Genomic DNA, 25,865 nt, shown 5'->3' on the forward strand with positions numbered 1-25,865 from the left:
TGCCGTTTATCGGGCAGCCGCAACCTGCTGGAATGAAGCATCGACCAGATAGTAAATCTGCGAATCTTTCAGCGAGCCGTCCAGAAACAGCGTGCTCCAGTGTGACTTGTTCAGATGCTCACTGGGAATGATGTCGCTATGCTCTTCGCGCAGTAATTCGGCCAGCGCAGGCGTCGATTTCAGCGAAACGGCTGGCCGCCCTTTTGCCTCATGCACCATTGCAAACAGCACACCGTTGCTTTTAATCTGCGTTGCCTTCCAGTCACTGTGGACGCTCTGCTCCGCGCCCGGCTTGCTCATGCAGTAGGTCAATAAATCTGAGTTATTCATTACGACTCCCCTTGTAACGTAGCGACAATCCGCCTGGCACCGCCCTCAATGCGATGCTCGCCCAGCCAGATACCCTGCCAGGTGCCCAGCACCAGACGCCCCCGCTGAACCGGCAATAACAGCGAAACGCCTACAATCGATGATTTGATATGCGCCGGCATATCGTCACGCCCTTCGTAGTCATGCTGATAAGGTGCGTTCTCCGGCACATGCCGCATGAAATGCTGCTCCATGTCGCTGCGCACCGTCGGGTCACAATTCTCATTTAAGGTTAACGACGCCGAGGTGTGCTGTAACAGCAGATGCAGCAGACCGGTTTTGATATCACGCAGTCCGGAGAGCGAGTTGACGATCTCATCGGTGACCAGATGAAATCCACGCGGCTTCGCGCTCAGCGTAATAGTTTGTTGATGCCACATAGCGTATTCCTGAAACGGTTATCCCGTTTAAGTGTGCAGCATGACGCCGAAAGGTAAACCCTGACCCATAAAAAAACCGCCAGAGCGAACCCTGACGGTTTTATTCACAGCCAGACAGCCATTACATCACGGCGGCAAAGGCTTCAGCGACCTGATGCACGTTTTTGCTGTTCAGACCGGCCACACACATGCGGCCGCTGCCCACCAGATAGATGCCAAACTCGTTACGCAGACGATCGACCTGTTGCGCACTCAGGCCGGTATAGCTGAACATGCCACGCTGTTTCAGCAGGTAGTCAAAGTTTTTACCTGGCAGCGCGGTACTCAGCACATCCACCAGCGACTGACGCATCGCGAGAATACGCAGACGCATCGCTTCCACTTCAGCCAGCCAGCTGGCTTTCAGTGCCTCATCATTGAGAACGCGCGCAACCACCTGCGCACCAAAGTTAGGCGGGCTGGAGTAGTTGCGGCGAACGGTGGCTTTCAACTGGCCCAGCACGCGCGCTGACTCTTCGGCGCTGTCACAGACGATGGAGAGACCGCCTACGCGCTCGCCATAGAGCGAAAAGATTTTGGAGAAGGAGTTACTGACCAGCGCAGGCAGACCCGCCGCCGCGACCGCACGCAGTGCATAAGCGTCCTGCTGCATACCGGCACCAAAGCCCTGATAGGCGATATCAAGGAAAGGAATCAGCTGCTGTGCTTTCAGCACCTCAACGGTCTGATCCCACTGCGCATCAGTCAGGTCAGCGCCGGTCGGGTTATGGCAGCAGGGATGCAGCAGCACGATGCTCTGCGCAGGCAAGGTTTTCAGCGTGCTGATGAAGGCATCAAATCGCACACCGTGGGTCTCTGCGTCATACCAGGGATAGGTATTGACCTCAAAACCTGCGCCATTAAAGATCGCGATGTGGTTTTCCCAGGTCGGATCGCTGACCCAGACTGCAGATTGCGGGAAGTAACGCTTCAGGAAATCCGCGCCCACTTTCAGCGCGCCAGAACCACCCAGCGTCTGAATCGATGCAATCCGGCCCGCGTTTAACACCGGATGATCGGCACCAAACAGCAGTGGTGCAATCGCACTGCGGTAACGGTTCAGCCCTTCCATCGGCAGATAGAGGGAAGCCTGATGCGGCTCAGCATAGATCTGCTCTTCGGCAGCGGCGACGGCCTTCAGCTGCGGGATGATATTCTGTTCGTCGTAATAGAGCCCGATACTCAGGTTAACTTTGTGTTCGCGTGGATCTTGTTTGAACGCTTCCATCAACGACAGAATCGGATCGCCAGCATAGGCATCAACGTTTTGAAACACGGTGTAGGTCTCCATGATTGGTCCAGAGGTCAGAGGCGGATTAAACCCGATAGCGTCCCGGACGATGGTTCATTGCAATTATCAGATTCAGGATCACCGCGCCCGCAATAGACGCAAGCAGGATGGGGCCGCTCACCACAAACAGTGAGGCCAGCACGACGCAGGTATCAACCGCCATTTGCAGTTTACCCGCGCGGATCCCAAAGCGATCCTGTAGCCACAGGGCCAGAATATTGATGCCGCCCAGGCTCGCCTTATGACGAAATAACACTATAAACCCGATTCCCATGATGACGTTACCGAACAGTGTCGCATAGAAGGGGTTAAGGTCAGAAAAGTGGACGAACAGCGGGTGCAGCTGGGTAAACAGCGATACCAGTCCGACGGCACAGAACGTTTTAAGGGTAAATTCCCAGCCCATGCGTTTTACCGCCAGCCAGTAAAAAGGGATGTTGATCAGGAAGAACGCGCTGCCAAACGAAAGCGGCGAGAGATAACTGATCAGAAAGGCGATGCCTGCGGTGCTGCCGGTCAGCGCGCCCGCCTGTTTCAGCATAATGACGCCGAACGAGACCATCAGGGTGCCGAGCACCATCGCCAGCGCATCTTCAATGCGCGAATGTGGGACGCGGGAGGGTTCTGCGATGTTATCCATGGAGGTTTTCTCAGTGCAAAAGATGCCGTTTCTATGCAAAAAACACACCAGCGTCACACCCCTTAACGGCTGTAAACGAAGTGCCCGCGATATCCTGTTGATATCTAAAGCGCTTTATAACGGAAAATTGTGCACAAATTCTGGCCTGTACCATCAACCTATGCATTAAAGTCCGTTAACATGCGCGTTATTTGCATTTATTGCCGCAAGTGTGCACCAAAAGCGCGCGGCACGCACCTTTTTAGCGCGTCTTCTCTCCGGGGATCATCATCAGCCCGTTCTCTTTCATTCGTCCCAGTACTACCGAGGTTTTCACATGGGAAACACTCTGGTGGCCCGCGACTAACTGGCTGATTAGTGCACTGAGGGAATTGAGATCGGCCACCGCCACTTTAAGCAGATAGTCAGCGTCGCCGGTCGTTTTGTAAGCGTCCACGATCGCCTGCTCCTGCTCCACCATGCGGTGAAAGCTCTCGACATATTCTGCGGTGTGGTTAATTAAGCGCACCTCGATTAATCCCACCATGCCAAGTCCGATCGCATCGGGCGACAGCCGGGCGTGATAACCCAGGATGAGATTAGCCTGTTCCAGATTGATACGGCGGCGGGAACATTGTGAGGCGGAAAGGCCGACCAGATCGCTAAGTTCCTGATTGGTCAGACGGCCGTTAGATTGTAATAAAGTGAGGATTTTAAGGTCGTAATCGTCTACGTGAGTCATTCCGTTTCCACATCGGTCCAGGCGTCGCTTTATTACAGATAACCCGATTACCCGAGAGGTTGTCCAACACTATTTTCTGATGATGGGTGCTGTCATGCACAGATCGTGCATGACAGCACAAACCGGCGATTATTCGTCGTCGTATTGCGGGCCCGCGTAGTTATCAAAGCGCGACCACTGACCGTTAAAGGTCAGGCGCACCGTACCGATGGGACCATTACGCTGTTTACCCAGAATGATCTCGGCGATCCCTTTGAGATCGCTGTTTTCGTGGTAAACCTCATCGCGGTAGATAAACATGATCAAATCCGCATCCTGCTCGATCGAGCCCGATTCACGCAGATCCGAGTTGACCGGACGCTTGTCAGCACGCTGTTCCAGTGAGCGGTTGAGCTGCGACAGCGCCACCACCGGTACATTCAGCTCTTTGGCCAGTGCTTTCAGCGAGCGGGAGATCTCCGCAATTTCCAGCGTACGGTTGTCCGACAGCGCCGGCACACGCATCAGCTGTAAGTAGTCGATCATGATCATGCTTAAGCCACCGTTTTCACGGTAGATGCGCCGGGCGCGCGAACGCACTTCGGTAGGCGTCAGGCCAGAAGAGTCATCAATGTACATGTTCTTCTTCTCCAGCAGGATGCCCATGGTGCCGGAGATTCGCGCCCAGTCCTCATCATCCAGCTGTCCGGTTCGGATGCGGGTCTGATCGACGCGGGAGAGCGAGGCCAGCATACGCATCATGATCTGCTCGCTGGGCATCTCCAGACTGAATATCAGCACCGGCTTTTCCTGCAGCATGGCGGCGTTTTCGCACAGGTTCATCGCAAAGGTGGTTTTACCCATCGACGGACGTGCGGCGACAATAATCAGGTCAGAGCCCTGCAGGCCTGCGGTCTTTTTATTCAGATCCTGATAGCCGGTATCGACGCCGGTGACACCATCGTGCGGCGTCTGATAGAGCGATTCGATACGGGAGACGGTCGATTCCAGAATCTGCTCAATGTTTTTCGGGCCAGCATCTTTATCCGCGCGCGCTTCCGCAATTTTAAAGACGTTCGACTCGGCAAAATCGAGCAGCTCTTCGCTGTTACGTCCCTGCGGATCGTAACCGGCATCGGCAATCTGGTTGGCGACGGAGATCATCTCACGCACCACCGCACGTTCACGCACGATGTCAGCATACGCGCCAATGTTTGCCGCGCTCGGGGTGTTTTTCGCCAGTTCGGCCAGATAGGCGAATCCGCCCGCCATCTCCAGTTCACCACGGGTTTCCAGCGATTCGGAGAGCGTAATCAGGTCAATGGGTTTGCTGTTTTCCAGCAGCCGCTGCATCTCGGAAAAAATCAGCCGATGCGAGCGGTTGTAAAAGTCATTCGCGACGACGCGCTCAGAGACGTTATCCCAGCGCTCGTTATCCAGCATTAACCCACCGAGCACCGACTGCTCCGCTTCCAGAGAATGCGGGGGCATTTTCACGCCTGCGAGCTGGCGATCCTGCGTTTCGTTCGATTTGTTGGTGGGTTTATTTCCTGCCATAGTGAATGCATTACCGATCTTCTGTGGGGACGCGCAAGTATACCTTAGTTGGGGTGCGTGCCTCACCCTCATGATGAAACAATCACAGGAGTCAGAATGGCAAAGCGTATTCAGTTCAGCGCACATGGCGGTCCGGACGTTTTAGCGTGGACGGATTTTGAACCTGCTGACCCCGCTGAACATGAAGTGCAGGTTGAAAATCGCGCTATCGGGATTAATTACATCGATACTTATGTTCGCAGCGGGCTCTATCCGGTTGCCGATTTTCCCTCAGGCCTGGGGACAGAAGCCGCGGGCGTGGTGTCGCGCGTAGGCCATGGTGTGACCCTGTTTAAACCCGGCGATCGCGTGGTCTACTGCATGGCGGCTATGGGTGCTTACAGTGACGTGCACAACGTGGCGGAAGATCGCCTGATGCATCTTCCGGAAGCCATCAGCTTTGAGCAGGGCGCAGCCAGCTTTCTGAAAGGACTCACCACGCAATATCTGTTGCGCCAGACCTATAAAATCAGCGCCGGTGAGACCTTCCTGTTTCATGCTGCCGCCGGCGGCGTCGGGTTAATCGCCTGTCAGTGGGCAAAAGCGCTGGGTGCGCATTTGATCGGCACTGTGGGTTCAGCGGAAAAAGCCACAATGGCGAAAAATGCCGGCGCCTGGGCGACCATTAATTACCGCGAAGAGAACATTGCACAGCGCGTCAGCGAGCTGACTGAAGGGAAAAAAGTGGCCGTGGTGTATGACTCCGTGGGTAAAGATACCTGGGAGGCGTCGCTGGACTCGCTGCGCCGTCATGGCCTGATGGTCAGTTTTGGTAACGCATCGGGGCCGGTAACCGGCGTTGATCTCAGTATTCTGAATAAAAAAGGCTCACTGTTTGTGACACGCCCTTCACTCTTTGGCTATGTCACCAACCGTCAGGAGCTGGAAATCGCCAGCGCCGAACTGTTCTCTCTGCTGGCGAGTGGCGCAATTAAAGTGGATGTGCCGGAACAGCAGAAGTTTGCGCTGAAAGAGGCCAGCAAAGCGCACCAGTTGCTGGAGAGCCGCGCCACGCAGGGATCCTGTCTGTTAATCCCGTAATTGCAGGCAACAAAAAGGGCTTCCCATGGGAAGCCCTCTTCTGTTTTTTATGTTTTGTTCGCGCTGGTGTAGGGACAGCGGCGATGAATTCATGTCGAGTCGATGGCACATCGATTTGACCTCAGGCATCCTGCCAGAAAACATAAGTAAAAAGTATGGTTAATTGCAGTTCAGCGCTGAGCAATCTCTCACAGTGTGATCATCACCGCATTTAGCGCCAGCCTTTACGGTCCAGCCTGTCGATTTTACGTCTCAGCTTACGACGCGCTCGCGCATCGCTGTCGCCAAAAAAGGCCCGATGCAGCCATACAGCGATCACCGCCAGCACCAGCCACGGCAATACTTTGATCACGAGTGCGAACAGTCCACCGACAAACATCACGATGGTTGCGACAACCAGTGCCGCCAGCACACCAATCAGCGAAACACCGGTCAGCAACAGCATCAGGAAAAACCCTAATACGAATAATATTTCCACGTCAGCGCTCCTTTTTTGAAATCGATTGTTATCGCTATTACAAGAAGCGTGCCAACCATTAATTCATTGATTTTTATATAATAAAAATCAAAAGCCGCATGACGCTTTGGCGAAAAAAACCATAAAGTGGCGTAAAAAAAACCAGCCCTGAGGGCTGGTTTTTCAGGACGGGATTGCAGATCAGGCTTCCTGCGGGATCTTATCCGCTACCAGCGCCAGCGCGGCTTCCAGCACACGGACATCAGCACCCGGTTTGTGGGCGTTTTCACTCAGGTGGCGTCGCCATTGACGGGCGCCGGGAATGCCCTGGAACAGTCCCAGCATATGGCGCGTGACGTGCCCCAGATAGGTGCCCTTCGCCAGTTCCGCTTCAATGTAGGGGTACATGGCGCGCACCACGTCCACCGGGTTAGCCGCCGGATGCTGACGACCAAACAACGTCTGATCGACCTGCGCCAGAATGCCGGGGTTTTGATAGGCTTCACGTCCCATCATCACACCATCGAGGTGTTGCAGATGAGTCTTTGCCTCTTCCAGCGTTTTCACGCCGCCATTCAGCGCGATCGTCAGATGCGGAAAATCGCGTTTCAGCTGATAGACGCGTGGATAATCCAGCGGGGGAATTTCGCGGTTCTCTTTAGGGCTGAGGCCAGAGAGCCAGGCTTTGCGCGCATGAATGATAAATGTCTCGCACTCGCCGCGTCCCGCCACCGTGCCGATGAAATCAGTCAGGAATTCATAGCTATCCAGCTCATCAATCCCGATGCGGGTTTTCACCGTGACCGGAATGGAGACCACGTCGCGCATCGCTTTAATGGCATCCGCAACCAGATTCGCTTCGGCCATCAGGCAGGCACCGAAACGACCATTTTGTACGCGATCGGAGGGACAGCCGACATTGAGGTTCACTTCATCGTAGCCACGCTGCTCTGCCAGCTTCGCGCACTGCGCCAGCGCCGCCGGATCGCTTCCACCGAGCTGCAATGCGACCGGATGTTCCGCCTCACTGTAAGCCAGGTAATCCCCTTTGCCATGAATGATCGCGCCCGTGGTCACCATTTCGGTGTAGAGCAGCGTATCGCCGGTCAGCTGACGATGAAAATAGCGACAGTGACGATCGGTCCAGTCGAGCATAGGGGCAATAGAGAAGCGTTGCGAAGAGAAATTAGACATGAAGCGCAGGCAATCCGGTAATTAAAGATGATGGAATTCTGTGCAAGGATAACACAAGGTCGGGCGATAGTGCATCGCCCGACCCCGACAGCCTGAATAACGCGGTTAGAAGTTAAAGCCGAGCTGCATCATCGCGCCCCAGGTGTTGTTAGCACCCACTGAGCCAGCCAGATCCAGATGGACGGCTTTGTTAAACGGTGACACACCAAAACCTGCTGTGGCGACATTCTCGTCGTGAGAACGCATGTCCGCACGATAACCGCCACGCAGCTGCAGCCAGTCAAATACGCGGTATTCCGCGCCCACCGCCGCATACTGGCTGTTATCCTGGCTTTTGAAGCGTTTGGTTTCAGTCAGATCCACATCGCCCGTCACGGTAAACGGACCTTTATCCCAGGAGAGACCGGTGGTGACCAGCGGGCGAATCTGGTAGGTGTCGCGGTAACCATTCACTTCTTTGGTCTGCAGATCGCGTGAAACCAGGTTCTGTCCGGTCACGCCCAGCGTCCAGTTTTCAGCAAAGGTGGTCGCCAGACCGGCATCAACGTTAAAGCCGGTGTCGGTGCTGCGATACTTACTATTGTTGATGTCGTTCTTGTCGTAGTTGTAGATGCTGGCGGTATAGTTATAGAGCCAGGTTTTCTGCACTTTTGGCGTCACACCAACAGATACTGGCTGACCGGCGATGGTGAACTCATGCGCCACCGCGACACCGTAATCGGTGGTCAGTGCCGCCAGGCCATTGGCGCTGGAGCGCAGGTTATTTTGATCGCCAGGACGTGGGAACCGCGTACCGTCAGCAACACCGCGCAGATAGTCGATATCACCCTGTACGACATTGGCGCGGACGTGCGCGGTTCCGTAGGCTTTGGTGATAAAGGCGAAAGGCAGGGTCTCATTGGGGATGGTCACGGCCACGGCCGCACCCGCACTGCCATCCGCTTTGTTGCCACGCAAATCGCTGAGTTTGTTAGCGACATCGCCGGAGGCGGCGCGTAATTCAGGGTAGCCGCGGAAGAAATCCGCTGGCGTAAAGTTATTCAGCACTGTGCGGTAACGATCCACGGTGTCCGAAATATCATCAACTTTATCAAGCAGCTTATCTTTGTCCGTAACCTGAATACCCGCTGAAGGAACAATAATGCTGACGTTATCGTCGGGTTTAGCACGCGTCATCAATGCCGGGTTCGCCAGCACTGCGGAACCATAAAGAGAAGATGCTACGCCGGTGCCACCCATGGCGTCATTACGTGCATCGTACCAGGTCCCTGCCGCCATGGCGGAAGAAGAAAGGAAAAGCGCGGTCACTACAGCGGAGTACTTCAGCGCTGAACGTTGAGCGGATTTTTTCACCATTTGCCTGCCATCACCTGAGAAATTGTCATTGAAACATTCAACGACTGAATAGTTTGTTAGCCCTATTGTGAACCCTGGCTAACGCGTTATTGCTGTGAATTCAAAGGAAACAGTGTCTTAATTCAAAGGATTGGACGTTTTCCAATCAAAAAACCGTTGTAATAGTTCAGACTGCATCGGTGCATTTCAAACAATGCCAGACTTTTCTTAAGTCTTTCTGAACATTACTTCTTAACTCAGTGAGATGCAAAGCAAAATGCCAACAAATTCCGCTTCAGACGGTTGCAGAATGGATCTGAATTATCGTCATATTTGAGATAAAAAGCGGGCTGAATTCTAAATATGCTGCTTTATCAGGCGAATAATGCTGTTTTATCAGACAAAAACCAACCTCAGCACCGCGAAACTATGTGTGATAAAATAACATCACTTATCCAGCGGAGAATTTTCATGACCAACATGACGTCGCAGCAAATTTTGATTCAGGCCGAAAAAATGTGCCTGCAGCGCGGTGTGCGTCTGACTTCGCAGCGTGCTGAGGTGTTGCGCCTGATGGCGGAACAGCCGGGCTCTATCAGCGCCTACGACCTGCTGGATCAACTTCGCGTCAGCGAACCACAGGCTAAGCCGCCCACGGTCTATCGGGCGCTGGATTTCCTGCTGGAACAGGGTTTCATTCATCGGGTGGAATCCAACAATAGCTACGTCATGTGTCACCACTTTGAAGCACCGGCACATACGTCAGTCATGCTGGTCTGTGACCGTTGTGCAGCCGTTACTGAGAAACAGGCACAGGGCGTAGAAAAGATTATCGCGACACTGGCGGGTGAAGCGCAGTTTGCATTACGCCACAGCGTGATTGAAGCACATGGTTTATGTGAAAGTTGTGCCGTCGTTGAAGCCTGCACGCACCATGAGAGTTGCGATCATAATCATCAGGATGAGGGTAAAAAGCGGGGAAAACGCGGCTGACGGGCACATCCTTGTGCGGTTCCGTCCCTGTACTGTTCCGGTGCAGGCGCGCCGGAACGATTTTAGCGGGCTATCGGGGAATGCGCTGATTACCAGCGGTAATCTTTATTGGTGCCTTCCCAGTCTGCTACTTCGCGCTCTGCTTCATCTTTTGCATAGCCGTAGCGTTCCTGGATTTTACCGACCAGCTGATCGCGTTTACCTTCGATAACCTGCATATCATCGTCGGTCAGCTTGCCCCATTTCTCTTTCATTTTGCCTTTGAACTGCTTCCAGTTGCCGCTCGCTTCATCTTTGTTCATGGCAGACCTCCAATCCTCGGGTTAAATAATTATCTTGCTGCTTAACAAAATAACGATACAAAGCGCGGGTTAACTTCGCTTGTTAGAGTTAATTGTAGTAGCCAATTTCAAAAATGCAGAATAATACAGAATAATCCGTATCCTCCCGGGTCAGCGCTGCTGGATCACGCCTCAAACCAGCTGTTCTGACGCCAGTGCTTACGCCAGATGAGCCACAGTGACAGGCCGCGCAGCGCCAGGAATACCGTCACCGCCAGCCAGAGACCGTGGTTGCCCAGTAACGGTACGCTGAGCAGCGTCAGAAAGTAGCCAGCCGCCGCCACGACCATGCTGTTACGCATCTCGCGTCCACGTGTCGCCCCGATGAACATTCCATCCAGCAGATAACACCAGACGCCGATCAGCGGCATGATTATCTGCCAGACCAGATAGCGGTCAGCTGTCTGCTGCAGTGACTCAAGCGAGGTCAGCAGGGTAACAATCTGCGGGCCAAAAATGGCATAAACCAGCGAGAAGAAGAGAGCGACTACCACCGCCTGCCGACAGGCTGAGTGCCAGACGTGCTGCAATTTACTGCCATCTTTTGCGCCATGCGCTTCGCCGGCAAAAGCTTCAACCGCGTAGGCAAAACCATCCAGCGCGTAGGCAGTAAAGGTAATGAACATCAGTAATACCGCGTTAACCGCCACCACATCCGGACCCAGCCGCGCACCCAGCACGGTCAGCGAGGCGAAACAGAGCTGCAGCATCAGAGAGCGCAACATGATATCCCGGTTCAGTCGCAGCAGTCGGCCGCTGTCACCGCGCCAGCTCTGCTTCAGCAGATTAAACGTAATACCGCGCAGCTTTAACACCCGCCAGACCATGATGCCGCCGACGCCCAGCGTGATGTACTCCGCCAGCGCCGTGGCGGTTGCTGCTCCCGCGACACCCCAGTGCAGCCCCATCACCAGCCAGAGATCGAGCACGATGTTCACCAGATTGCCCACTATCAGCAGGATTACCGGCGCCCGCGCATACTGAACGCCCAACAGCCAGCCCAGGATGACCAGGTTTGCCAGCGTTGCAGGTGCACTGAGCCAGCGAATCTGAATAAACAGCGCCGCCTGTTCCAGTACATCAGGATTGCCACCTACCAGATGGGTCGCCAGCTGAATAATCGGATAACGCAATGCGATGAACAGCACGCCGGCCAGCAGCGCAATGATCAGCGGCTGCGTCAGCGCGCGTGCCAGAGCGGTTTTATCGCCCGCACCAAACGCCTGCGCCGTCAGGCCAGTGGTACTCATTCGAAGGAAAAGCAGCAGCATAAAGAGGAAGCTGGTCACTGTGGTCCCGACCGCAACCCCGCCAAGATAGACAGGGCTGTCGAGATGACCAATAACTGCAGTATCGACCACGCCCAGTAAGGGAACGGTGATATTTGAAAGGATCATCGGCAGCGCAAGCCGCCAGAGATTTTTATCCGTTGCCGTGATAAAGCGCATTCGCCGTTCCGTGCTCAGTGTCGCTGCAGCAAAGCAGGCAACAAAATTAGGGCAGACAGAATAGCATCAGAAAAGGCGAATGCACGCAGGCCTCAGAATCAAAGCCATTCGCCGTTACGCACCACGCCAACCGCAAGACCTTCAATGGTCAGTGACTGCGCACGGGTGTCGACCACGATAGGGTCAAAATCGCTGTTTTCAGGCAGAAGATGCACGATAGCACCCTGCTTTTTCCAGCGTTTAACGGTGACTTCATCATCAATGCGTGCAACGACAACCTGACCGTTGCGCACATCCTGGGTTTTATGTACCGCGAGCAGGTCGCCGTCCATAATCCCGATATCTTTCATCGACATTCCGCTGACGCGCAGCAGGAAGTCGGCAGAAGGCTTGAACAGGCCCGGATCCACTTTGTAGTGGGTTTCGATATGTTCCTGCGCCATGATCGGCTCACCGGCAGCAACCCGGCCAATCAGCGGTAGTCCTTCTGAAACTTCTTCTTCCATTAACAGACGAATGCCGCGTGATGCACCCGAAACGATCTCAATAACGCCTTTACGCGCCAGCGCTTTCAGATGCTCTTCAGCCGCATTTGGCGAACGGAAGCCCAGTTGCGCGGCGATCTCTGCACGCGTAGGCGGCATGCCCGTTGAAGATATATGGTCGCGAATCAGGTCATAGACCTGCTGCTGCCTGCTGGTTAATGCTTTCATCCCGCCCCCTGGTTGTTTATACAGTCGCTGTGAGTATATACAGGTATTGGCGAAATGGAAACCGATTGTCAGGGAAAACGCGCCCTCAGGCGCGTTATGGAAGGCTTATCGCAAATGTGTCCAGAGCAGCGCGACCCAGACAAACAGGGCCAGTAAGATGCTGATCAGTACCGCCGCCGAGCCCATGTCTTTGGCCCGGCCCGCCAGGGGATGATGTTCCTGACCAATCCGGTCAACCACCGCTTCAATGGCGCTATTGAGGATTTCGACAATGACGACCAGCACCACGGCGCCAATCATGAGGATGCGGGCGATCACATCGACATCCAGCCAGCACGCGATAATAATAGCGGCCAGCGCAGCCAGTGTTTCCTGCCGAAAGGCGGCTTCATGCTGCCAGGCGGCGCGCAGTCCCTGCCAGGAGTAGCCTGCGGCTTTTACTATTCTGATAAGTCCGGTGGCATTATTTGCCATGATGTGGGAACCCTTTCATTCAATTGACGTCAATGTCTGGGCTGCGTGCAATTGGCACCACCACAGATCTTCGCTGCGCTTTCTGGTATGCTTGCGGCGCTTTGCTAACAAGAGGCTTCATGTTGTCTATGTCAGGTTGGCGTAAACTCTATTACAAATTACTTAATTTACCACTCTCCTTTTTGGTAAAAAGTAAGGCCATTCCGGCCGATCCCGTGTCTGAACATGGTCTGGATCCGACCCGACCTATTATGTATGTTTTGCCTTACGATTCGAAGGCTGACTTACTGACTTTACGCGCACAGTGTCTGCGGCATCATCTGCCCGATCCGCTGATTCCGCTGGAGATTGATGGTTCGCTGCTGCCGCGCCACGTGTTTATTCATAATGGCCCACGCGTATTTCCCTATTTTGTGCCCAGCGTTGAATCGGTAAAAATCTTTCACGATTACCTCGACCTGCATCGCAATAATCCTGAGCTGGATATTCAGATGCTGCCGGTCACCGTGATGTTTGGTCGTGCGCCAGGACGTGAAGTCCAGGGCGAAGCGACGCCGCATCTGCGTGTGCTGAATGGGGTGCAGAAATTCTTTGCGGTCATCTGGCACGGACGTGACAGTTTTGTCCGCTTCTCGCCGACCGTCTCGCTGCGCCGCATGGCAACGGAACACGGTACGGACAAGTCGATTGCCCAGAAACTGGCTCGCGTGGCACGCATCCATTTTGCCCGTCAGCGACTGGCGGCGATCGGCCCGCGTTTACCGGCGCGTCAGGATCTGTTTAATCGTCTGCTGCAATCCAAAGCGATTGAAAAAGCCGTCGAAGATGAAGCGCGCAGCAAAAAAATCTCCCATGAGAAAGCCCAGCAGAATGCTGTTGAGATGATGGAAGAGATCGCTGCTAACTTCTCCTATGAAGCCATTCGCGTCACCGACCGTGTGATGGGCTGGCTCTGGAGTCGTCTCTATCAGGGCATCAACGTCAATGGCGGTGAAAAAGTTCGCCAGTTGGCGCAGGATGGCCACGAGATTGTCTATGTACCCTGCCATCGCAGCCATATGGATTATCTGCTGCTCTCCTATGTGCTCTATCATCAGGGGCTGGTGCCGCCGCACATTGCCGCGGGTATCAATCTCAACTTCTGGCCAGCCGGACCGATTTTCCGTCGTCTGGGCGCCTTCTTTATTCGTCGTACCTTTAAAGGCAATAAGCTTTACGCCACGGTATTCCGCGAATATCTCGGCGAGCTGTTCACCCGCGGCTATTCAGTTGAATACTTTGTCGAAGGAGGCCGTTCACGTACCGGTCGCCTGCTGGACCCGAAAACCGGCACCTTAGCCATGACCTTACAGGCGATGCTGCGCGGCGGAAATCGCCCCATCACGCTGGTGCCGATCTACATCGGTTATGAGCACGTGATGGAAGTGGGCACTTACGCCAAAGAACTACGCGGTGCAGCCAAAGAGAAAGAGGGCTTCATGCAGATGGTGCGCGGCTTACGCAAGCTGCGCAATCTCGGTCAGGGTTACGTTAACTTCGGCGAACCGCTGCCGCTGGTCAACTATCTCAATAAGCGGGTGCCGGAATGGCGCGACGCGATCGATCCGATTGAGCCGCAACGTCCGAGCTGGTTAACGCCGACCGTTAATGACATCGCGGCCAGTCTGATGGTGCGTATTAATGAAGCGGGCGCGGCTAACGCGATGAACCTCTGTGTCACGGCGCTGCTGGCGTCACGTCAGCGCTCACTAACCCGTGAACAGCTGATTGAACAGCTGGAGTGCTATACCCAGTTGCTGCGTAATGTGCCTTATTCGCCCAATGCGACCGTACCCGATCTTTCCGCAGAAGCGCTGCTGGATCACGCCCTGGGTATGAACAAATTTGAGAGTGAAAAAGACAGTATTGGCGACATCATCATTCTGCCACGTGAGCAGGCAGTGTTGATGACCTACTACCGTAACAACATTCATCACATGCTGGTGATGCCGTCGCTGATTGCCGCCATTGTTCAGCAACATCAGACGCTGAGTGAAGCGGAACTGCTGCGTCAGGTGAGCCTGGTCTATCCGATGCTGAAGAGTGAACTGTTCCTGCGCTGGCAGACCGATGAGCTGCCACAACTGCTGACTGACGTAAGTCAGGAGCTGGCACGTCAGGGCCTGATTACCTTCGAAGCGGGTGAGTTGCGCTTTACCGCAGCACGCTATCGCACGCTGCAACTGCTGGCCGCCGGTGTGCGCGAAACGCTGCAGCGTTATGCCATTACCTTCTCGATTCTCAGCGCCAAGCCTACGATTAACCGTGGCACGCTGGAGAAAGAGAGCCGGACGCTGGCACAGCGTCTGTCAGTGTTGCACGGAATCAATGCGCCGGAGTTCTTCGACAAAGCGGTCTTTACCTCACTGGTACTGACGTTGCGTGATGAAGGGTATATCAGCGACAGCGGTGATGCCGATGTCGCGCAGACCCTGGCGACCTGGCATATTCTGGCTGACCTTGTCACCAGTGATGTCCGCATGACGATTGAAACCGCGGTGGCGCACGACTGACCCCCGCGCGCATTGTAAAAAGGCGACCTCATGAGGTCGCCTTTTTTATGCCCAAAACTTTCAGAACAGCTGACTGAACGGCGGCGTATTCATCAGTACGCCCAGGAACAGCACCATCCCGACGTAGTTGTTATTCAGGAAAGCCTGGAAGCAGGGCTGACGTTCGCGCCCGGCAATCAGCTTCTGCTGATAAACAAACAGCGCAGCCGCCAGCAGCAGCGTCCAGTAGAAGGCACCATTCAGATGCAGCATCATGCCCACCAGCGCCATCAGCAGCAGGGTCGCCAGTTGCAGCAGGCCAATGATCAGCTTGTCGAAGCGACCAAATAAAATCGCCGTCGATTTCACACCAATCTTCAGATCATCATCCCGGTCCACCATCGCATACTGCGTGTCATAAGCCACCGTCCAGCAGATATTAGCGATAAATACCAGCCAGCAGACCAGAGGTAAGGACTCACTAACCGCGGACCAAGCCATAGGAATCGCCCAGCCAAATGCGGCCCCCAGCACCACCTGCGGCAGATGGGTATAGCGCTTCATAAAGGGATAAACCCACGCCAGTGCCAGCCCCACGACGGAGAGCATAATCGTCATCAGGTTCATGGTCAGCACCAGCGCAAACGCCACCAGCGCCAGAATCACAAACAGCAGCTTAGCCTCTTTTGCACTGACCGCGCCGCTGGCCAGTGGACGGTGCTTTGTGCGCTCAACGTGACCATCGACTTTCCGATCGGCGTAGTCATTGATCACACAACCGGCTGCTCGCATCACGAAAACCCCGGCCACAAACACCGCCAGCACCGGCAGCGGCGGAATCGACATATCCGCCAGCCATAACGCCCAGAGCGTTGGCCACATCAGCAGCAGCGTACCGATCGGTTTATCAATACGCATCAGGCGAGCATAGGCCCGCCACTTATTCATACTTAAGCTATTTTGCACCACAGAATCCTCAGACCAGATCGCGATAGAGCGGCGATGCCGGCAAAAACAGTTCAGTCAGCAGCAGCGGTTTGCCGGAAAGACGCAGGCGTGAACGCCGTCCCCACAATCCCTCTACCTGGCCCGGATCAATAAAATCGCGGGTCAGCGTCGACGAGGAGAAAAGATAGCGACCCAGAGGACGGGTGCCCAGCTGTTGCAGCATCGCCTCTGGCCCGTTGAGGGTACTTTCCGGCACCAGCGTGCGGCCAGCCAGCCAGGGCTGATCGTCGCCGAACAGCAGCACTTCACGCAGCCAGAAGCGTTCGTCGTCTGGCAATAACGCCCTTTCCTCACCCAACTCGCTGGCGTCGATAAAGCCTTCACGCAGCGGCTGAACCGTGACCCGCTGACAGTGCTGTTCAAAACGGCGCGTCATTGAATCCTCCTCCATCAGCCAGTCAAGCAATGGCGGCGCAAGGGTGGCCTGCGACGGAGAAAGCCAGTTGAGCGAACGTAATAAGCTGAGTGCGTCTTGCGACATAGCACCACTCCCGATAATTTTCAGGTCGCTAGTTTAGCGCAGAGAGGCGATGCGAACACCTGCCGTCGTGTCAGACGGCAGGAGGATTACTCGCGTTTCAGCCGGTTGCTGTTTGCCAGCCACAGGGTGACGACAAGAATCAGAATCGCCGCAGAGTAGCAGAGCGTATCGAAGGGATTTTTATGGTCGACGATGATCAGGCGGATAATCGCCGTGATCCCGATATAGACAAAATAGCGCAGGGGAAAATGATAGCCCGACTGAAAGTACTTAACAATCAGGGCGATAAATTCGAAATAGAGGAAATAGATGACGATTCCATCAATCAGCAGATAGGAGGAAGCCTGCTCGCTGGTGTTAAACAGCACGTTTGCCAGATGAATCGTTTCTTTGCCTAAAAAGACGATCAGGATAATCGCCAGACTCAGCAGCCCCAGATTCAGCACCCATTGCAGTACCGTTGCAAGGTGGCGGGCCAAAGGATTTTTGTCACTCATGTTGCGCCTTTAAAAAGGAGTTATTAGCGCAGCATCATGCGCGAGTGTGACGCAAATCACAATAACGCCTCAGGCCTCCACATCAACACAGAGCGCATCGTAACGCCAGTATTCACAATCGCAGTCAATCACCTCTTTTTGCTGATTGCGGTTGATGCGGGTGATCAGCAAGCCGGGGCTGCCCGGTGCCACATTCAGTGTGGGCGCTGCGACCTCGGGTAAAGGGCCTGGCATAATCGTAAAACGCGCGCCGCCATAACGAATACCGTAGCGCTGGTCATAGAGATCGGTCAGGGAACGGGTCAGGTCTTCATCAAGCAGGCCAGGGAAAAAACGGGGGTTGAGGTAGTGCTCAACATAGAGCACCGCACGCCCATCAATGCGCCGCAGGCGGCGTATGCAGTAAACCGCCGAGCCGGGTGCCAGCCGCAACGCAGTGGCTACGCTCTCGTGCGCCGCGACCTGCTCAGCGGCGATCACCTCAGTGGTTGCCTGACGCCCCTGCTGCGTCGCCATGGCATGAAAGTGGCTGTGATGCAGCGGGTTGTAGATCAGACGCGGCGGTGCGATAAACCAGCCACGACGCAGTTCACGGTAGATCATCCCCTGCGCTTCCAGCTTGCCCAGCGCTTCCCGCAGAGTAATCCGCGTGGTGCTGAACGCCTCGCTTAAGGCACGCTCTGCCGGCAGGCGTCCGCCGCTGAACTCACCTGCCTGAATGCGTGTCAGCAGTGCGCTGGCTATCGCATCCGCCGTTTTGAGTGCTATCGACTCCACAACAGTAGCCTCATTTTGGTGCGACTTCGCACTTTTACTGGTCAGATAAACACGCCTGTGGCGGGCGAACGCGCCACGTCTTTCATCGCCCATTCCCCGCACAGCGCCGCTTTGTCATAAATCGTTCATATAGAGGGGCTACATTGGCTCGGTTCTTGCTGGACTAGACCAGCCAGGCCCATCAACTTACACCCGGAGCAACTGAGATGAAAGCGTTTATCGCCTCTGTAGTAGCCAGTGCTGTAGTCCTCACCCTGCCCGTTGCGCAGGCCGCCGATAACGACCTCGCCGCGCTGGAAAAAGCGGCGCGCAGTGAAGGTCAGGTCAACAGCGTCGGGATGCCAGACAGCTGGGCCAACTGGAAAGATACCTGGAACGACATCAGCACCAAATATGGCCTTAAGCACAGCGATACCGATATGTCATCGGCGCAGGAGCTGGCGAAATTTGATGCAGAGAAAGAGAACGCCAGCGCTGACATCGGCGATGTGGGCGCCGCCTTTGGTCCAATCGCTGTCGCGAAGGGTGTAACCCAGCCCTACAAACCGACGCACTGGGATCAGATTCCGGCCTGGGCCAAAGATAAAGAGGGTAACTGGGCACTGGCTTATACCGGCACCATCGCTTTTCTGATCGACAAGCAGCAGGTTAAAGATATCCCCCACAGCTGGGCCGATCTGAAGAAAGGTAAGTATGTGGTTACTATCGGTGACGTCGGCGTGGCAGCTCAGGCGGCCAACGGCGTCCTGGCTGCCAACTACGCCTTAGGCGGTGATGAGAAGAACCTGAAACCGGCGCTGGCCTTCTTTGCCGATCTGGCAAAACAGGGGCGTCTTGGCGTGACCGATCCGGTGATTGCCAACATTGAAAAAGGTGAAGTGCAGATGGCAGTAGTGTGGGACTTTAACGCCCTTAACTACCGCGACCAGATTGACAGAAATCGCTACGAAGTGGTGATTCCGTCTGATGGCTCAGTGACCTCCGGCTACACCACCATCATCAACAAATATGCGAAACACCCTAACGCCGCAAAATTGACGCGCGAATATATCTTCTCAGACCAGGGACAGATCAATCTGGCTAAAGGCTATGCGCGCCCGATTCGTGCTGAGCATCTGACGCTGCCAGCAGACGTTCAGGCTCGCCTGCTGCCGCAATCAGAATATAAAAATGCCCGTCCGGTTAAGGATCAGGCTGCCTGGGATAAATCGTCGAAAATGCTGCCGCGCCTGTGGCAGGAAAACGTCATCATCAACATGCAGCAGTAATTCGCGGCAGGGAGAACGGAATGAAGACCATCCTGGTAGTGCTGGACGGCCTGAGCAATCAGGTCGCACAACATGCAATGGGTTACCTGCATGCCGAATGTTCACAGGGCAACGGGTTCTATTACCGTATGACCTGTGAATTGCCGTCGCTGTCGCGCCCGCTTTATGAGTGCATTCTGACCGGGGTTCCGCCGGTCAGAAGCGGCATTATTCATAATGGCGTCAGCCGGTTAAGTCGCGAGCGCAGCGTGTTTCACTTTGCGCGTGCGGCGGGCCTGACTACGGCGGCGGCGGCCTACCACTGGGTGAGTGAGCTTTACAACCGCACTCCGTTCGTTCCGGCGCGCGATCGTCACACCGATGCGCCGGACCTGCCCATTCAGTTCGGCCACTTCTACTCTGACGATAGCTATCCTGACTCGCATCTGTTTGAAGATGCGGAGAGCCTGCGGCTGCGTCACGATCCCGATTTTCTGCTGATCCACCCGATGAATATCGACGATGCCGGTCATAAGTCGGGGCTCTCTTCGCCGCAGTACCGCAACCGGGCACGTATCGCCGACGGCCTGCTGTCGCAGTGGATGCCGCTGTGGCTGGCCGAGGGCTATCAGGTGATGGTGACCGCCGATCACGGCATGAATGACGATCGCTCCCACGGCGGGATTCTGCCGGAGGAGACCACGGTGCCGCTGTTTGTCTTTGGTCATGCTTTCTCGCTGCAGCCTGACCTTGCGCCGCAGCAAACCGACCTGTGTGGCACGCTGTGTGAACTGCTTGAGGTGGCGCATGACAAGCCGGTCTGCCGCGGCCTGCTGGCGGAGTCACAAAGATGAAGGGAAAAGGCGTCGCACTGCTGCTGCTGTTACCTTTCACCCTGTTCTGGGTCGCCTTCCAGCTGGCACCGCTGTTGTGGATCGCCATCAACAGCTTCTGGAGTGACATGAACAGCCAGTGGGGCTGGGATAACTATCACGACATCCTCACCTCACCCTTCTACCAGCAGGCATTTCGATTTTCGCTGGATATCTCGCTCTGGTCCAGCGTCTGGGGATTACTGATTGCGCTGGTCACCGGCTATTCGCTGCATCAGCTCGGCGGCGGACGACTGCAGCGCTTTCTTATCTCCTTTACCAACATGACCAGTAACTTTGCCGGTGTCCCGCTGGCGTTTGCCTTTGTGATTCTGCTGGGGCTGAACGGCTGCCTGACGCTGCTGCTGCGCCATTATGGTGTGATTGAGAGCTTCAGACTCTTCTCGCGCAACGGCATGGTACTGGTCTACACCTGGTTTCAGATTCCGCTGGGCGTGCTGCTGCTCTATCCCGCCTTCGACGGGCTGAAAAAAGAGTGGCAGGAGTCGGCCGCACTACTGGGCGCCAGCCGCTGGCGCTACTGGTGGCACATCGGACTGCCAATTCTTTTCCCGGCGCTGCTCGGAACCTTTGTGATTCTGCTGGCGAATGCCCTCGGCGCTTACGCCACGATTTACGCCCTGACCACCGGTAATTTCAACGTGGTTCCGGTGCGCATCGCTGCATTGGTTTCCGGTGATATCTCGCTGGATCCCAACACCGGCAGCGCGCTGGCAATGTTGCTGGTGGCTATCATGGCGCTGATTACCCTGGTACAGCAGTATCTGGTGCGCCGCAGCTATCTCAATGCGAAACAGCCATGAAAGGAGCCGTCATGTCACGTGCTGAGCACCTCTATCATCGAATCATGGTCGGGTTACTCTTTACTCTGCTGGCGCTGCCGTTGCTGGCCACGCTGCTTTATGCAATCTCCTCCGACTGGAGCAATACCATTCTGCCGCAGGGCTACAGCCTGAAGTGGTTCATCCAGCTCTGGAGCGACCCGCGATTTTTGACGGCGCTGGGCCATTCGCTGCTGATTTGCTTTGGTGCGCTGCTGTTCTCGCTAGCGCTGGTGCTGCCTGCCATGTTTGTAATTGCTTACTACTTTCCCCGGCTGGATTCAGTAATGAACATCCTGATCCTGATGCCGTTCGCCGTGCCGCCAGTGGTGTCATCCGTGGGATTACTCCAGCTCTACTCGTCGTCACCACTGATGCTGACCGGCACGCCGTGGATCCTGATTGGCTGTTATTTCACTATCGCACTCCCCTTTATCTACCGGGCACTGTCGAACAATATGCAGGCGATCAATCTCAAAGAGCTGATTGATGCTGCACAGCTGCTGGGGGCCAGTACCTGGCAGGCAGCGATCTGGGTGGTGCTCCCCAACCTGCGCAAAGGGATGCTGATTGCCGTACTGCTCTCTTTCTCCTTTCTGATTGGTGAGTTTGTCTTCGCTAACCTGCTGGTCGGCAACCGCTATGAAACCCTGCAGGTTTACCTCTTCAACATGCGTAACGGCAGCGGTCACTTCACCAGCGCGCTGGTGATCTCCTACTTCTTTGTGGTGCTGCTGGTCACCTGGCTGGCCAACGCCCTGAATCCCGAACGAGGCTGAATATGAGTTACCTTGAGGTCAGAGAGCTGAACAAGTCCTATGGACCGACGCCCATCTTCGAGCAGATCGATTTCAGCGCCGCTGAAGGGGAATTTGTCACCCTGCTTGGCCCCAGCGGCTGCGGTAAATCAACGCTGCTGCGCTGTCTGGCGGGACTAACCAGCGTCGACAGCGGTGAAATCCGGCTGGAAGGCAAAGATATTGTGCCGCTGGCCCCGCAGAAGCGCGCCATCGGCATGGTGTTCCAGAGTTATGCGCTGTTTCCCAACATGACGGTGGAGAAGAACGTCGCGTTTGGCCTGAAGATGCAGAAACTGCCCGAAGCACAAATCCGCCAGCGGGTGCTGGAAGTGCTGGAGCTGGTTGAACTCAGCGACTATGCGCGCCGTTATCCGCACCAGCTGTCGGGCGGGCAGTGTCAGCGCGTGGCGCTGGCGCGTTCACTGGTGACACGTCCGCGACTGCTGCTACTGGATGAGCCGCTGTCGGCGCTGGATGCGCGTATCCGTCGTCATCTGCGCGATCAGATCCGGCGCATCCAGCGTGAGCTGAATCTCACCACCCTGTTCGTGACCCATGACCAGGAGGAGGCGCTGACGCTCTCCGATCGCATCGTGCTGATGAACCGGGGCAAAATCGTGCAGAACGGCGACGCCGAAGCACTCTATACCCAGCCGGTCGATCTGTTCGCCGCCGGATTTATTGGCAACTACAACCTGTTGAGTGCTGAACAGGCAACGCGACTGACCGGTCAGCCTTTTAATAGCCAGGTGGCCATTCGTCCGGAATCGATGCTGTTCACCGCGCCAGACCAGGGCATTCCTGCGGAAATTCTCAGCCACAGTCTGCTGGGCAACGTGATCCGCTATCGGATCCGCGCGCATGACGTCGAACTTTCAGTGGATGTGCTAAACCGCTCGGCGGCGGATTTGCACCCCGCAGGCAGGAAGATTGGTCTACAATTAGAGATGTCGACTTTGCGCCAGGTTGCTTAAAACACAGGAAAAAATCACGCATAGTACGGCAATCCCCTTTCACAGATTGCTCTCTCTGTCAGGCTGGCAGTCTGTGCTGCTTGCAGCCTGACACAAGGAGCGACACCACGTGTTAACCCTGCTTAATCTACTCTCTGCAGTGGCCCTGCTGGTCTGGGGCACGCATATTGTGCGAACCGGCATCATGCGGGTCTATGGTGCCGATCTGCGCCGCGTCCTGAGCCGCAGCATAGAAAAAAAACCGATGGCGTTTCTGGCGGGCATCGGTGTGACCACCCTGGTGCAGAGCAGCAACGCCACGACCTTGCTGGTCACCTCGTTTGTGGCGCAGAATCTGGTCAGCCTGACACCCGCGCTGGTAGTGATTCTGGGTGCGGATGTCGGTACCGCCATCATGGCGCGTATCCTGACCTTTGATCTCTCCTGGCTTTCACCGCTGTTTATCTTTTTTGGCGTGGTCTTTTTCCTCAGCCGCAAGCAGACCCGCGCCGGTCAGTTAGGCCGGGCCAGCATTGGTCTGGGCCTGATTTTGCTGGCATTGCAGCTGATTGTTGAAGCGGCTCGTCCGATTACCCAGGCCGCCGGTGTCCAGGTCCTCTTCTCCAGCCTGACCGGCGACGTGATGCTTGATGCACTGCTGGGTGCGGTATTCGCCATTATCAGTTACTCCAGTCTGGCCGCCGTGCTGATCACCGCAACGCTGACCGCCACCGGGGTCATTTCGTTCAAGGTCGCGCTCTGTCTGGTGATTGGTGCCAACCTTGGGAGTGGCCTGCTGGCGATGATCAACGCCAGCGGCTCGAATGCCGCCGGTAAACGCGTGGCGCTCGGCAGCCTGCTATTTAAGTTCGTTGGCTGCATCATAATCCTGCCGTTTGTCGATATTGTGGCAACCTGGCTTGATAAGCTGCCGGTTAACGATGAAGAGTTAGTGATTTTCTTCCATGTGTTTTACAACCTGATTCGCTGCGTGGCGATGGTGCCGTTTGCTGACCTGATGGCGCGCCTTTGCCGTCGTATGATTGCCGACGACGTCGATAACGCACTGCACCTCAAGCCTAAGCATCTCGATCGCAGCGCGCTGGATACCCCGGCGCTGGCGCTGGTGAATGCCGCCCGCGAAGCGCTGCGCATCGGTGACGTGGTGGAACAGATGCTGGAGGCGTTTAATAAAGTCGTGCATGGCGAATCCCGCGAGGAGCGCACGGTGCGTCGGCTGGATGATGATGTCGATGTGCTCTATACCGCCATCAAGCTCTATCTGGCGCGGATGCCAAAAGAGGATCTCCCCGAAGAGGATTCACGCCGCTGGGGCGAAATTATCGAGATGTCGCTGAATCTGGAGCAGGCCGGAGACATTATTGAACGGATGAGCGGCGATGTGGCTGACAAGTCGCTGGCAGCGGGCCGCGCGTTTTCTGCCGAGGGATTAAAAGAGCTGCAGGAGCTGCAGGAGCTGTTGATTGCCAACCTCAGAATGAGCCTGTCGGTGTTTCTGTCGCACGATGTCACCAGCGCCAAACGGCTGCGCCGCGCGAAACATCGCTTCCGCCTGATGATTCGCCGCTACTCTCACGCCCATGTTGATCGCCTGCACCAGCAGAACGTGCAGAGCATTGAGACCAGCTCACTGCACCTTGGTCTACTCGGCGACATGAAGCGTCTGAATTCGCTGTTCTGCAGCGTGGCCTATACCGTGCTGGAACAGCCCGACGATGAGCGGGATTACGAATAAGGCGTGTGAACAGACCATTGCGACAGGCTGAAAACACCCGGCGCAACAATAATGAGAAGCGGCGCATCATCATGCGCCGCCACAGTTACTTCTTCTTAATCGGCTTACCGGACCAGTAACCCGCCAGCAGTGAACCTGACAGGTTGTGCCACACCGAGAACAGCGCGCCCGGCAATGCCGCCAGCGGTGAGAAGTAGAGTTTGCCCAGCGTGGCCGCCAGCCCGGAGTTCTGCATGCCAACTTCCAGCGCCAGCGTACGGCAGGTCGACTCATCGAAACCAAACAGCTTGCCACCCCAGTAACCACCAAGCAGGCCAATCGCGTTATGCAGGATTACCGCCGCGATCACCATCAGACCCACCGATCCAATAAAGCCCTGACTGCCCGCCACCACCGCACTGATGATCAGCAGAATGCAGACCATGGAAAATGCAGGCAGCCAGGGTTCCACCCGGCGAACCACGCTGTTCATGCTGTGATGAATGATCAGCCCAAGGCTAATCGGGATCACCACGATCTTCACAATACTCAGCAGCATACCCACCACATCAACCTGAATGTGGGTATCAACGTAAAAGCGGGTTAACAACGGCGTGGCGAACACCCCCACCAGCGCAGAAACTGACGAGATCGTGACCGACAGCGCCACATCCCCTTTCGCCAGATAGATCATCACGTTGCTGGCGGTGCCGCTGGCCACGGAGCCGACCAGAATCATGCCGGCTGCCAGATCGGGCGGCATATGAAACAGTTTTGCCAGTCCCCAGGCGGCTAACGGCATCACCAGATAGTGCAGGAAAGTTCCGGCAATTACCGGCGCAGGTCGGGTCAGCACCCGTTTGAAATCGTCGATATTCAGCGTCACACCCATGCCGAACATAATCAGCATCAGCAGATAGGTGACCCAGGGGCCGATGCCGAGAAAGGTACCAGGAGAGTAATACGCGGCGACAGACAACAGCACGGCCCAGAGCGGGAACAGGCGGGTTAACGTGGCGAGCATAGCCAGACTTCCTTATAAGAATGTTATGTTTTATGCAGGTTTGCCATAGAGAATCGCCAGACAGGAACGACTGCCGTGACGAAGGCG

At 55.5% G+C, this 25,865-nt stretch carries 27 protein-coding genes; 9 read left to right on the forward strand and 18 right to left on the reverse strand.

Annotated elements, in window-relative coordinates; genetic code table 11:
- Positions 1-6: 6 nt before the first annotated feature.
- From NP77_RS14490 to dnaB, 6 genes are all read right to left on the reverse strand, one after another.
- A complete protein-coding gene (locus tag NP77_RS14490; RefSeq protein ID WP_003855748.1) occupies positions 7-330 on the reverse strand; it encodes an MmcQ/YjbR family DNA-binding protein in 324 nt (107 codons plus the stop codon).
- Entirely contained in the window at positions 330-749 is a 420-nt protein-coding gene (locus tag NP77_RS14495; RefSeq protein WP_003855749.1) for a secondary thiamine-phosphate synthase enzyme YjbQ, read from the reverse strand. Before NP77_RS14495 ends, NP77_RS14490 begins: the two co-directional genes overlap by 1 nt.
- 121 nt (positions 750-870) lie before the next feature.
- Entirely contained in the window at positions 871-2,064 is a 1,194-nt protein-coding gene (locus NP77_RS14500) for an amino acid aminotransferase (protein ID WP_156137299.1), read from the reverse strand.
- A 40-nt stretch (positions 2,065-2,104) separates the two neighbouring features.
- A complete protein-coding gene (locus NP77_RS14505) occupies positions 2,105-2,719 on the reverse strand; it encodes a YitT family protein (RefSeq protein WP_003855751.1) in 615 nt (204 codons plus the stop codon).
- A gap of 241 nt (positions 2,720-2,960) precedes the next feature.
- Positions 2,961-3,440, reverse strand: coding sequence for an Lrp/AsnC family transcriptional regulator (locus NP77_RS14510; protein WP_003855753.1), 480 nt, complete (start codon positions 3,438-3,440; stop codon positions 2,961-2,963).
- 129 nt (positions 3,441-3,569) lie between these two features.
- The gene (dnaB, locus tag NP77_RS14515) at positions 3,570-4,976 is read right to left on the reverse strand and encodes a replicative DNA helicase (RefSeq protein WP_003855755.1); all 1,407 of its coding nucleotides are present in this window, start codon (positions 4,974-4,976) and stop codon (positions 3,570-3,572) included.
- Positions 4,977-5,072: 96 nt separating this feature from the next.
- Between dnaB and NP77_RS14520 the strand changes: the two genes are divergently transcribed.
- Positions 5,073-6,056, forward strand: a complete 984-nt coding sequence (locus tag NP77_RS14520) for a quinone oxidoreductase (RefSeq protein ID WP_003855757.1) — start codon at positions 5,073-5,075, stop codon at positions 6,054-6,056.
- Between the two features lie 211 nt (positions 6,057-6,267).
- On the opposite strand, the gene pspG is transcribed toward NP77_RS14520, so the two are convergent.
- From pspG to NP77_RS14535, 3 genes are all read right to left on the reverse strand, one after another.
- Positions 6,268-6,534 carry an envelope stress response protein PspG gene (gene pspG, locus NP77_RS14525; protein ID WP_003855759.1) on the reverse strand — a complete coding sequence of 89 codons (267 nt, stop codon included), beginning with the start codon at positions 6,532-6,534 and terminating at the stop codon, positions 6,268-6,270.
- 180 nt (positions 6,535-6,714) lie between these two features.
- Complete coding sequence (gene dusA, locus NP77_RS14530; protein WP_008926606.1) at positions 6,715-7,707, reverse strand: tRNA dihydrouridine(20/20a) synthase DusA; 993 nt, start codon at positions 7,705-7,707, stop codon at positions 6,715-6,717.
- Positions 7,708-7,812: 105 nt separating this feature from the next.
- The gene (locus NP77_RS14535; RefSeq protein WP_039660677.1) at positions 7,813-9,063 is read right to left on the reverse strand and encodes a conjugal transfer protein TraF; all 1,251 of its coding nucleotides are present in this window, start codon (positions 9,061-9,063) and stop codon (positions 7,813-7,815) included.
- Between the two features lie 450 nt (positions 9,064-9,513).
- Between NP77_RS14535 and zur the strand changes: the two genes are divergently transcribed.
- Positions 9,514-10,035: a zinc uptake transcriptional repressor Zur gene (gene zur / locus NP77_RS14540; protein WP_033763401.1), complete on the forward strand. Its 522-nt coding sequence runs from the start codon at positions 9,514-9,516 to the stop codon at positions 10,033-10,035.
- Between the two features lie 89 nt (positions 10,036-10,124).
- Here zur and NP77_RS14545 read toward each other — a convergent pair whose 3' ends face one another.
- The 4 genes from NP77_RS14545 to NP77_RS14560 all read right to left on the reverse strand — a co-directional run bounded on the left by NP77_RS14545 (position 10,125) and on the right by NP77_RS14560 (position 13,011).
- A complete protein-coding gene (locus NP77_RS14545; protein ID WP_003855774.1) occupies positions 10,125-10,337 on the reverse strand; it encodes a CsbD family protein in 213 nt (70 codons plus the stop codon).
- Between the two features lie 164 nt (positions 10,338-10,501).
- A complete protein-coding gene (gene dinF / locus NP77_RS14550; RefSeq protein ID WP_039660678.1) occupies positions 10,502-11,824 on the reverse strand; it encodes an MATE family efflux transporter DinF in 1,323 nt (440 codons plus the stop codon).
- Positions 11,825-11,922: 98 nt separating this feature from the next.
- Positions 11,923-12,537 (reverse strand): transcriptional repressor LexA, encoded by a 615-nt coding sequence (gene lexA, locus NP77_RS14555; protein WP_003855777.1) that lies wholly within the window; start codon positions 12,535-12,537, stop codon positions 11,923-11,925.
- A gap of 105 nt (positions 12,538-12,642) precedes the next feature.
- Positions 12,643-13,011, reverse strand: coding sequence for a diacylglycerol kinase (locus NP77_RS14560; RefSeq protein WP_039660679.1), 369 nt, complete (start codon positions 13,009-13,011; stop codon positions 12,643-12,645).
- A 128-nt stretch (positions 13,012-13,139) separates the two neighbouring features.
- Between NP77_RS14560 and plsB the strand changes: the two genes are divergently transcribed.
- Positions 13,140-15,563 carry a glycerol-3-phosphate 1-O-acyltransferase PlsB gene (gene plsB, locus NP77_RS14565; protein WP_003855785.1) on the forward strand — a complete coding sequence of 808 codons (2,424 nt, stop codon included), beginning with the start codon at positions 13,140-13,142 and terminating at the stop codon, positions 15,561-15,563.
- A gap of 60 nt (positions 15,564-15,623) precedes the next feature.
- On the opposite strand, the gene ubiA is transcribed toward plsB, so the two are convergent.
- The 4 genes from ubiA to NP77_RS14585 all read right to left on the reverse strand — a co-directional run bounded on the left by ubiA (position 15,624) and on the right by NP77_RS14585 (position 18,305).
- The gene (ubiA, locus tag NP77_RS14570; protein WP_039660681.1) at positions 15,624-16,508 is read right to left on the reverse strand and encodes a 4-hydroxybenzoate octaprenyltransferase; all 885 of its coding nucleotides are present in this window, start codon (positions 16,506-16,508) and stop codon (positions 15,624-15,626) included.
- A gap of 10 nt (positions 16,509-16,518) precedes the next feature.
- Positions 16,519-17,031, reverse strand: coding sequence for a chorismate lyase (gene ubiC / locus NP77_RS14575; protein ID WP_003855790.1), 513 nt, complete (start codon positions 17,029-17,031; stop codon positions 16,519-16,521).
- Positions 17,032-17,117: 86 nt separating this feature from the next.
- A complete protein-coding gene (gene psiE, locus NP77_RS14580; protein ID WP_003855792.1) occupies positions 17,118-17,528 on the reverse strand; it encodes a phosphate-starvation-inducible protein PsiE in 411 nt (136 codons plus the stop codon).
- Between the two features lie 69 nt (positions 17,529-17,597).
- Positions 17,598-18,305 (reverse strand): UTRA domain-containing protein, encoded by a 708-nt coding sequence (locus NP77_RS14585; protein WP_008926601.1) that lies wholly within the window; start codon positions 18,303-18,305, stop codon positions 17,598-17,600.
- 206 nt (positions 18,306-18,511) lie between these two features.
- On the opposite strand from NP77_RS14585, the gene NP77_RS14590 reads away from it, so the two are divergent.
- The 6 genes from NP77_RS14590 to NP77_RS14615 all read left to right on the forward strand — a co-directional run bounded on the left by NP77_RS14590 (position 18,512) and on the right by NP77_RS14615 (position 24,775).
- Positions 18,512-19,573: an ABC transporter substrate-binding protein gene (locus NP77_RS14590; RefSeq protein ID WP_008926600.1), complete on the forward strand. Its 1,062-nt coding sequence runs from the start codon at positions 18,512-18,514 to the stop codon at positions 19,571-19,573.
- A 20-nt stretch (positions 19,574-19,593) separates the two neighbouring features.
- Positions 19,594-20,406: an alkaline phosphatase family protein gene (locus tag NP77_RS14595; RefSeq protein ID WP_003855799.1), complete on the forward strand. Its 813-nt coding sequence runs from the start codon at positions 19,594-19,596 to the stop codon at positions 20,404-20,406.
- Complete coding sequence (locus NP77_RS14600) at positions 20,403-21,248, forward strand: ABC transporter permease subunit (RefSeq protein ID WP_003855801.1); 846 nt, start codon at positions 20,403-20,405, stop codon at positions 21,246-21,248. The genes NP77_RS14595 and NP77_RS14600 overlap by 4 nt, the downstream gene beginning before the upstream one ends.
- Positions 21,249-21,259: 11 nt before the next feature.
- Positions 21,260-22,045, forward strand: a complete 786-nt coding sequence (locus NP77_RS14605; RefSeq protein ID WP_003855803.1) for an ABC transporter permease — start codon at positions 21,260-21,262, stop codon at positions 22,043-22,045.
- Positions 22,046-22,047: 2 nt separating this feature from the next.
- Positions 22,048-23,040: an ABC transporter ATP-binding protein gene (locus NP77_RS14610; protein ID WP_003855804.1), complete on the forward strand. Its 993-nt coding sequence runs from the start codon at positions 22,048-22,050 to the stop codon at positions 23,038-23,040.
- Positions 23,041-23,149: 109 nt separating this feature from the next.
- On the forward strand, positions 23,150-24,775 hold the full coding sequence (locus tag NP77_RS14615) for a Na/Pi cotransporter family protein (protein ID WP_039660682.1): 1,626 nt from the start codon (positions 23,150-23,152) through the stop codon (positions 24,773-24,775).
- 85 nt (positions 24,776-24,860) lie between these two features.
- On the opposite strand, the gene panS is transcribed toward NP77_RS14615, so the two are convergent.
- On the reverse strand, positions 24,861-25,778 hold the full coding sequence (gene panS / locus NP77_RS14620) for a ketopantoate/pantoate/pantothenate transporter PanS (RefSeq protein WP_003855809.1): 918 nt from the start codon (positions 25,776-25,778) through the stop codon (positions 24,861-24,863).
- Positions 25,779-25,865 lie beyond the last annotated feature (87 nt).

Origin of the sequence: Pantoea sp. MBLJ3 (genome assembly GCF_000816655.1) — a bacterium.
In the GTDB taxonomy this organism is placed as follows: Bacteria; Pseudomonadota; Gammaproteobacteria; order Enterobacterales; family Enterobacteriaceae; genus Pantoea; species Pantoea eucalypti.

What these genes read in the sequence shown, in the direction of transcription:
- NP77_RS14490 (WP_003855748.1), bottom strand. Translation starts at nt 330, where the DNA reads ATGAATAACTCAGATTTATTGACCTACTGCATGAGCAAGCCGGGCGCG.
- NP77_RS14495 (WP_003855749.1), bottom strand. Translation starts at nt 749, where the DNA reads ATGTGGCATCAACAAACTATTACGCTGAGCGCGAAGCCGCGTGGATTT.
- NP77_RS14505 (WP_003855751.1), bottom strand. Translation starts at nt 2,719, where the DNA reads ATGGATAACATCGCAGAACCCTCCCGCGTCCCACATTCGCGCATTGAA.
- NP77_RS14510 (WP_003855753.1), bottom strand. Translation starts at nt 3,440, where the DNA reads ATGACTCACGTAGACGATTACGACCTTAAAATCCTCACTTTATTACAA.
- dnaB (WP_003855755.1), bottom strand. Translation starts at nt 4,976, where the DNA reads ATGGCAGGAAATAAACCCACCAACAAATCGAACGAAACGCAGGATCGC.
- NP77_RS14520 (WP_003855757.1), top strand. Translation starts at nt 5,073, where the DNA reads ATGGCAAAGCGTATTCAGTTCAGCGCACATGGCGGTCCGGACGTTTTA.
- dusA (WP_008926606.1), bottom strand. Translation starts at nt 7,707, where the DNA reads ATGTCTAATTTCTCTTCGCAACGCTTCTCTATTGCCCCTATGCTCGAC.
- NP77_RS14535 (WP_039660677.1), bottom strand. Translation starts at nt 9,063, where the DNA reads ATGGTGAAAAAATCCGCTCAACGTTCAGCGCTGAAGTACTCCGCTGTA.
- zur (WP_033763401.1), top strand. Translation starts at nt 9,514, where the DNA reads ATGACCAACATGACGTCGCAGCAAATTTTGATTCAGGCCGAAAAAATG.
- NP77_RS14545 (WP_003855774.1), bottom strand. Translation starts at nt 10,337, where the DNA reads ATGAACAAAGATGAAGCGAGCGGCAACTGGAAGCAGTTCAAAGGCAAA.
- dinF (WP_039660678.1), bottom strand. Translation starts at nt 11,824, where the DNA reads ATGCGCTTTATCACGGCAACGGATAAAAATCTCTGGCGGCTTGCGCTG.
- lexA (WP_003855777.1), bottom strand. Translation starts at nt 12,537, where the DNA reads ATGAAAGCATTAACCAGCAGGCAGCAGCAGGTCTATGACCTGATTCGC.
- NP77_RS14560 (WP_039660679.1), bottom strand. Translation starts at nt 13,011, where the DNA reads ATGGCAAATAATGCCACCGGACTTATCAGAATAGTAAAAGCCGCAGGC.
- plsB (WP_003855785.1), top strand. Translation starts at nt 13,140, where the DNA reads ATGTCAGGTTGGCGTAAACTCTATTACAAATTACTTAATTTACCACTC.
- ubiC (WP_003855790.1), bottom strand. Translation starts at nt 17,031, where the DNA reads ATGTCGCAAGACGCACTCAGCTTATTACGTTCGCTCAACTGGCTTTCT.
- psiE (WP_003855792.1), bottom strand. Translation starts at nt 17,528, where the DNA reads ATGAGTGACAAAAATCCTTTGGCCCGCCACCTTGCAACGGTACTGCAA.
- NP77_RS14590 (WP_008926600.1), top strand. Translation starts at nt 18,512, where the DNA reads ATGAAAGCGTTTATCGCCTCTGTAGTAGCCAGTGCTGTAGTCCTCACC.
- NP77_RS14595 (WP_003855799.1), top strand. Translation starts at nt 19,594, where the DNA reads ATGAAGACCATCCTGGTAGTGCTGGACGGCCTGAGCAATCAGGTCGCA.
- NP77_RS14600 (WP_003855801.1), top strand. Translation starts at nt 20,403, where the DNA reads ATGAAGGGAAAAGGCGTCGCACTGCTGCTGCTGTTACCTTTCACCCTG.
- NP77_RS14605 (WP_003855803.1), top strand. Translation starts at nt 21,260, where the DNA reads ATGTCACGTGCTGAGCACCTCTATCATCGAATCATGGTCGGGTTACTC.
- NP77_RS14610 (WP_003855804.1), top strand. Translation starts at nt 22,048, where the DNA reads ATGAGTTACCTTGAGGTCAGAGAGCTGAACAAGTCCTATGGACCGACG.
- panS (WP_003855809.1), bottom strand. Translation starts at nt 25,778, where the DNA reads ATGCTCGCCACGTTAACCCGCCTGTTCCCGCTCTGGGCCGTGCTGTTG.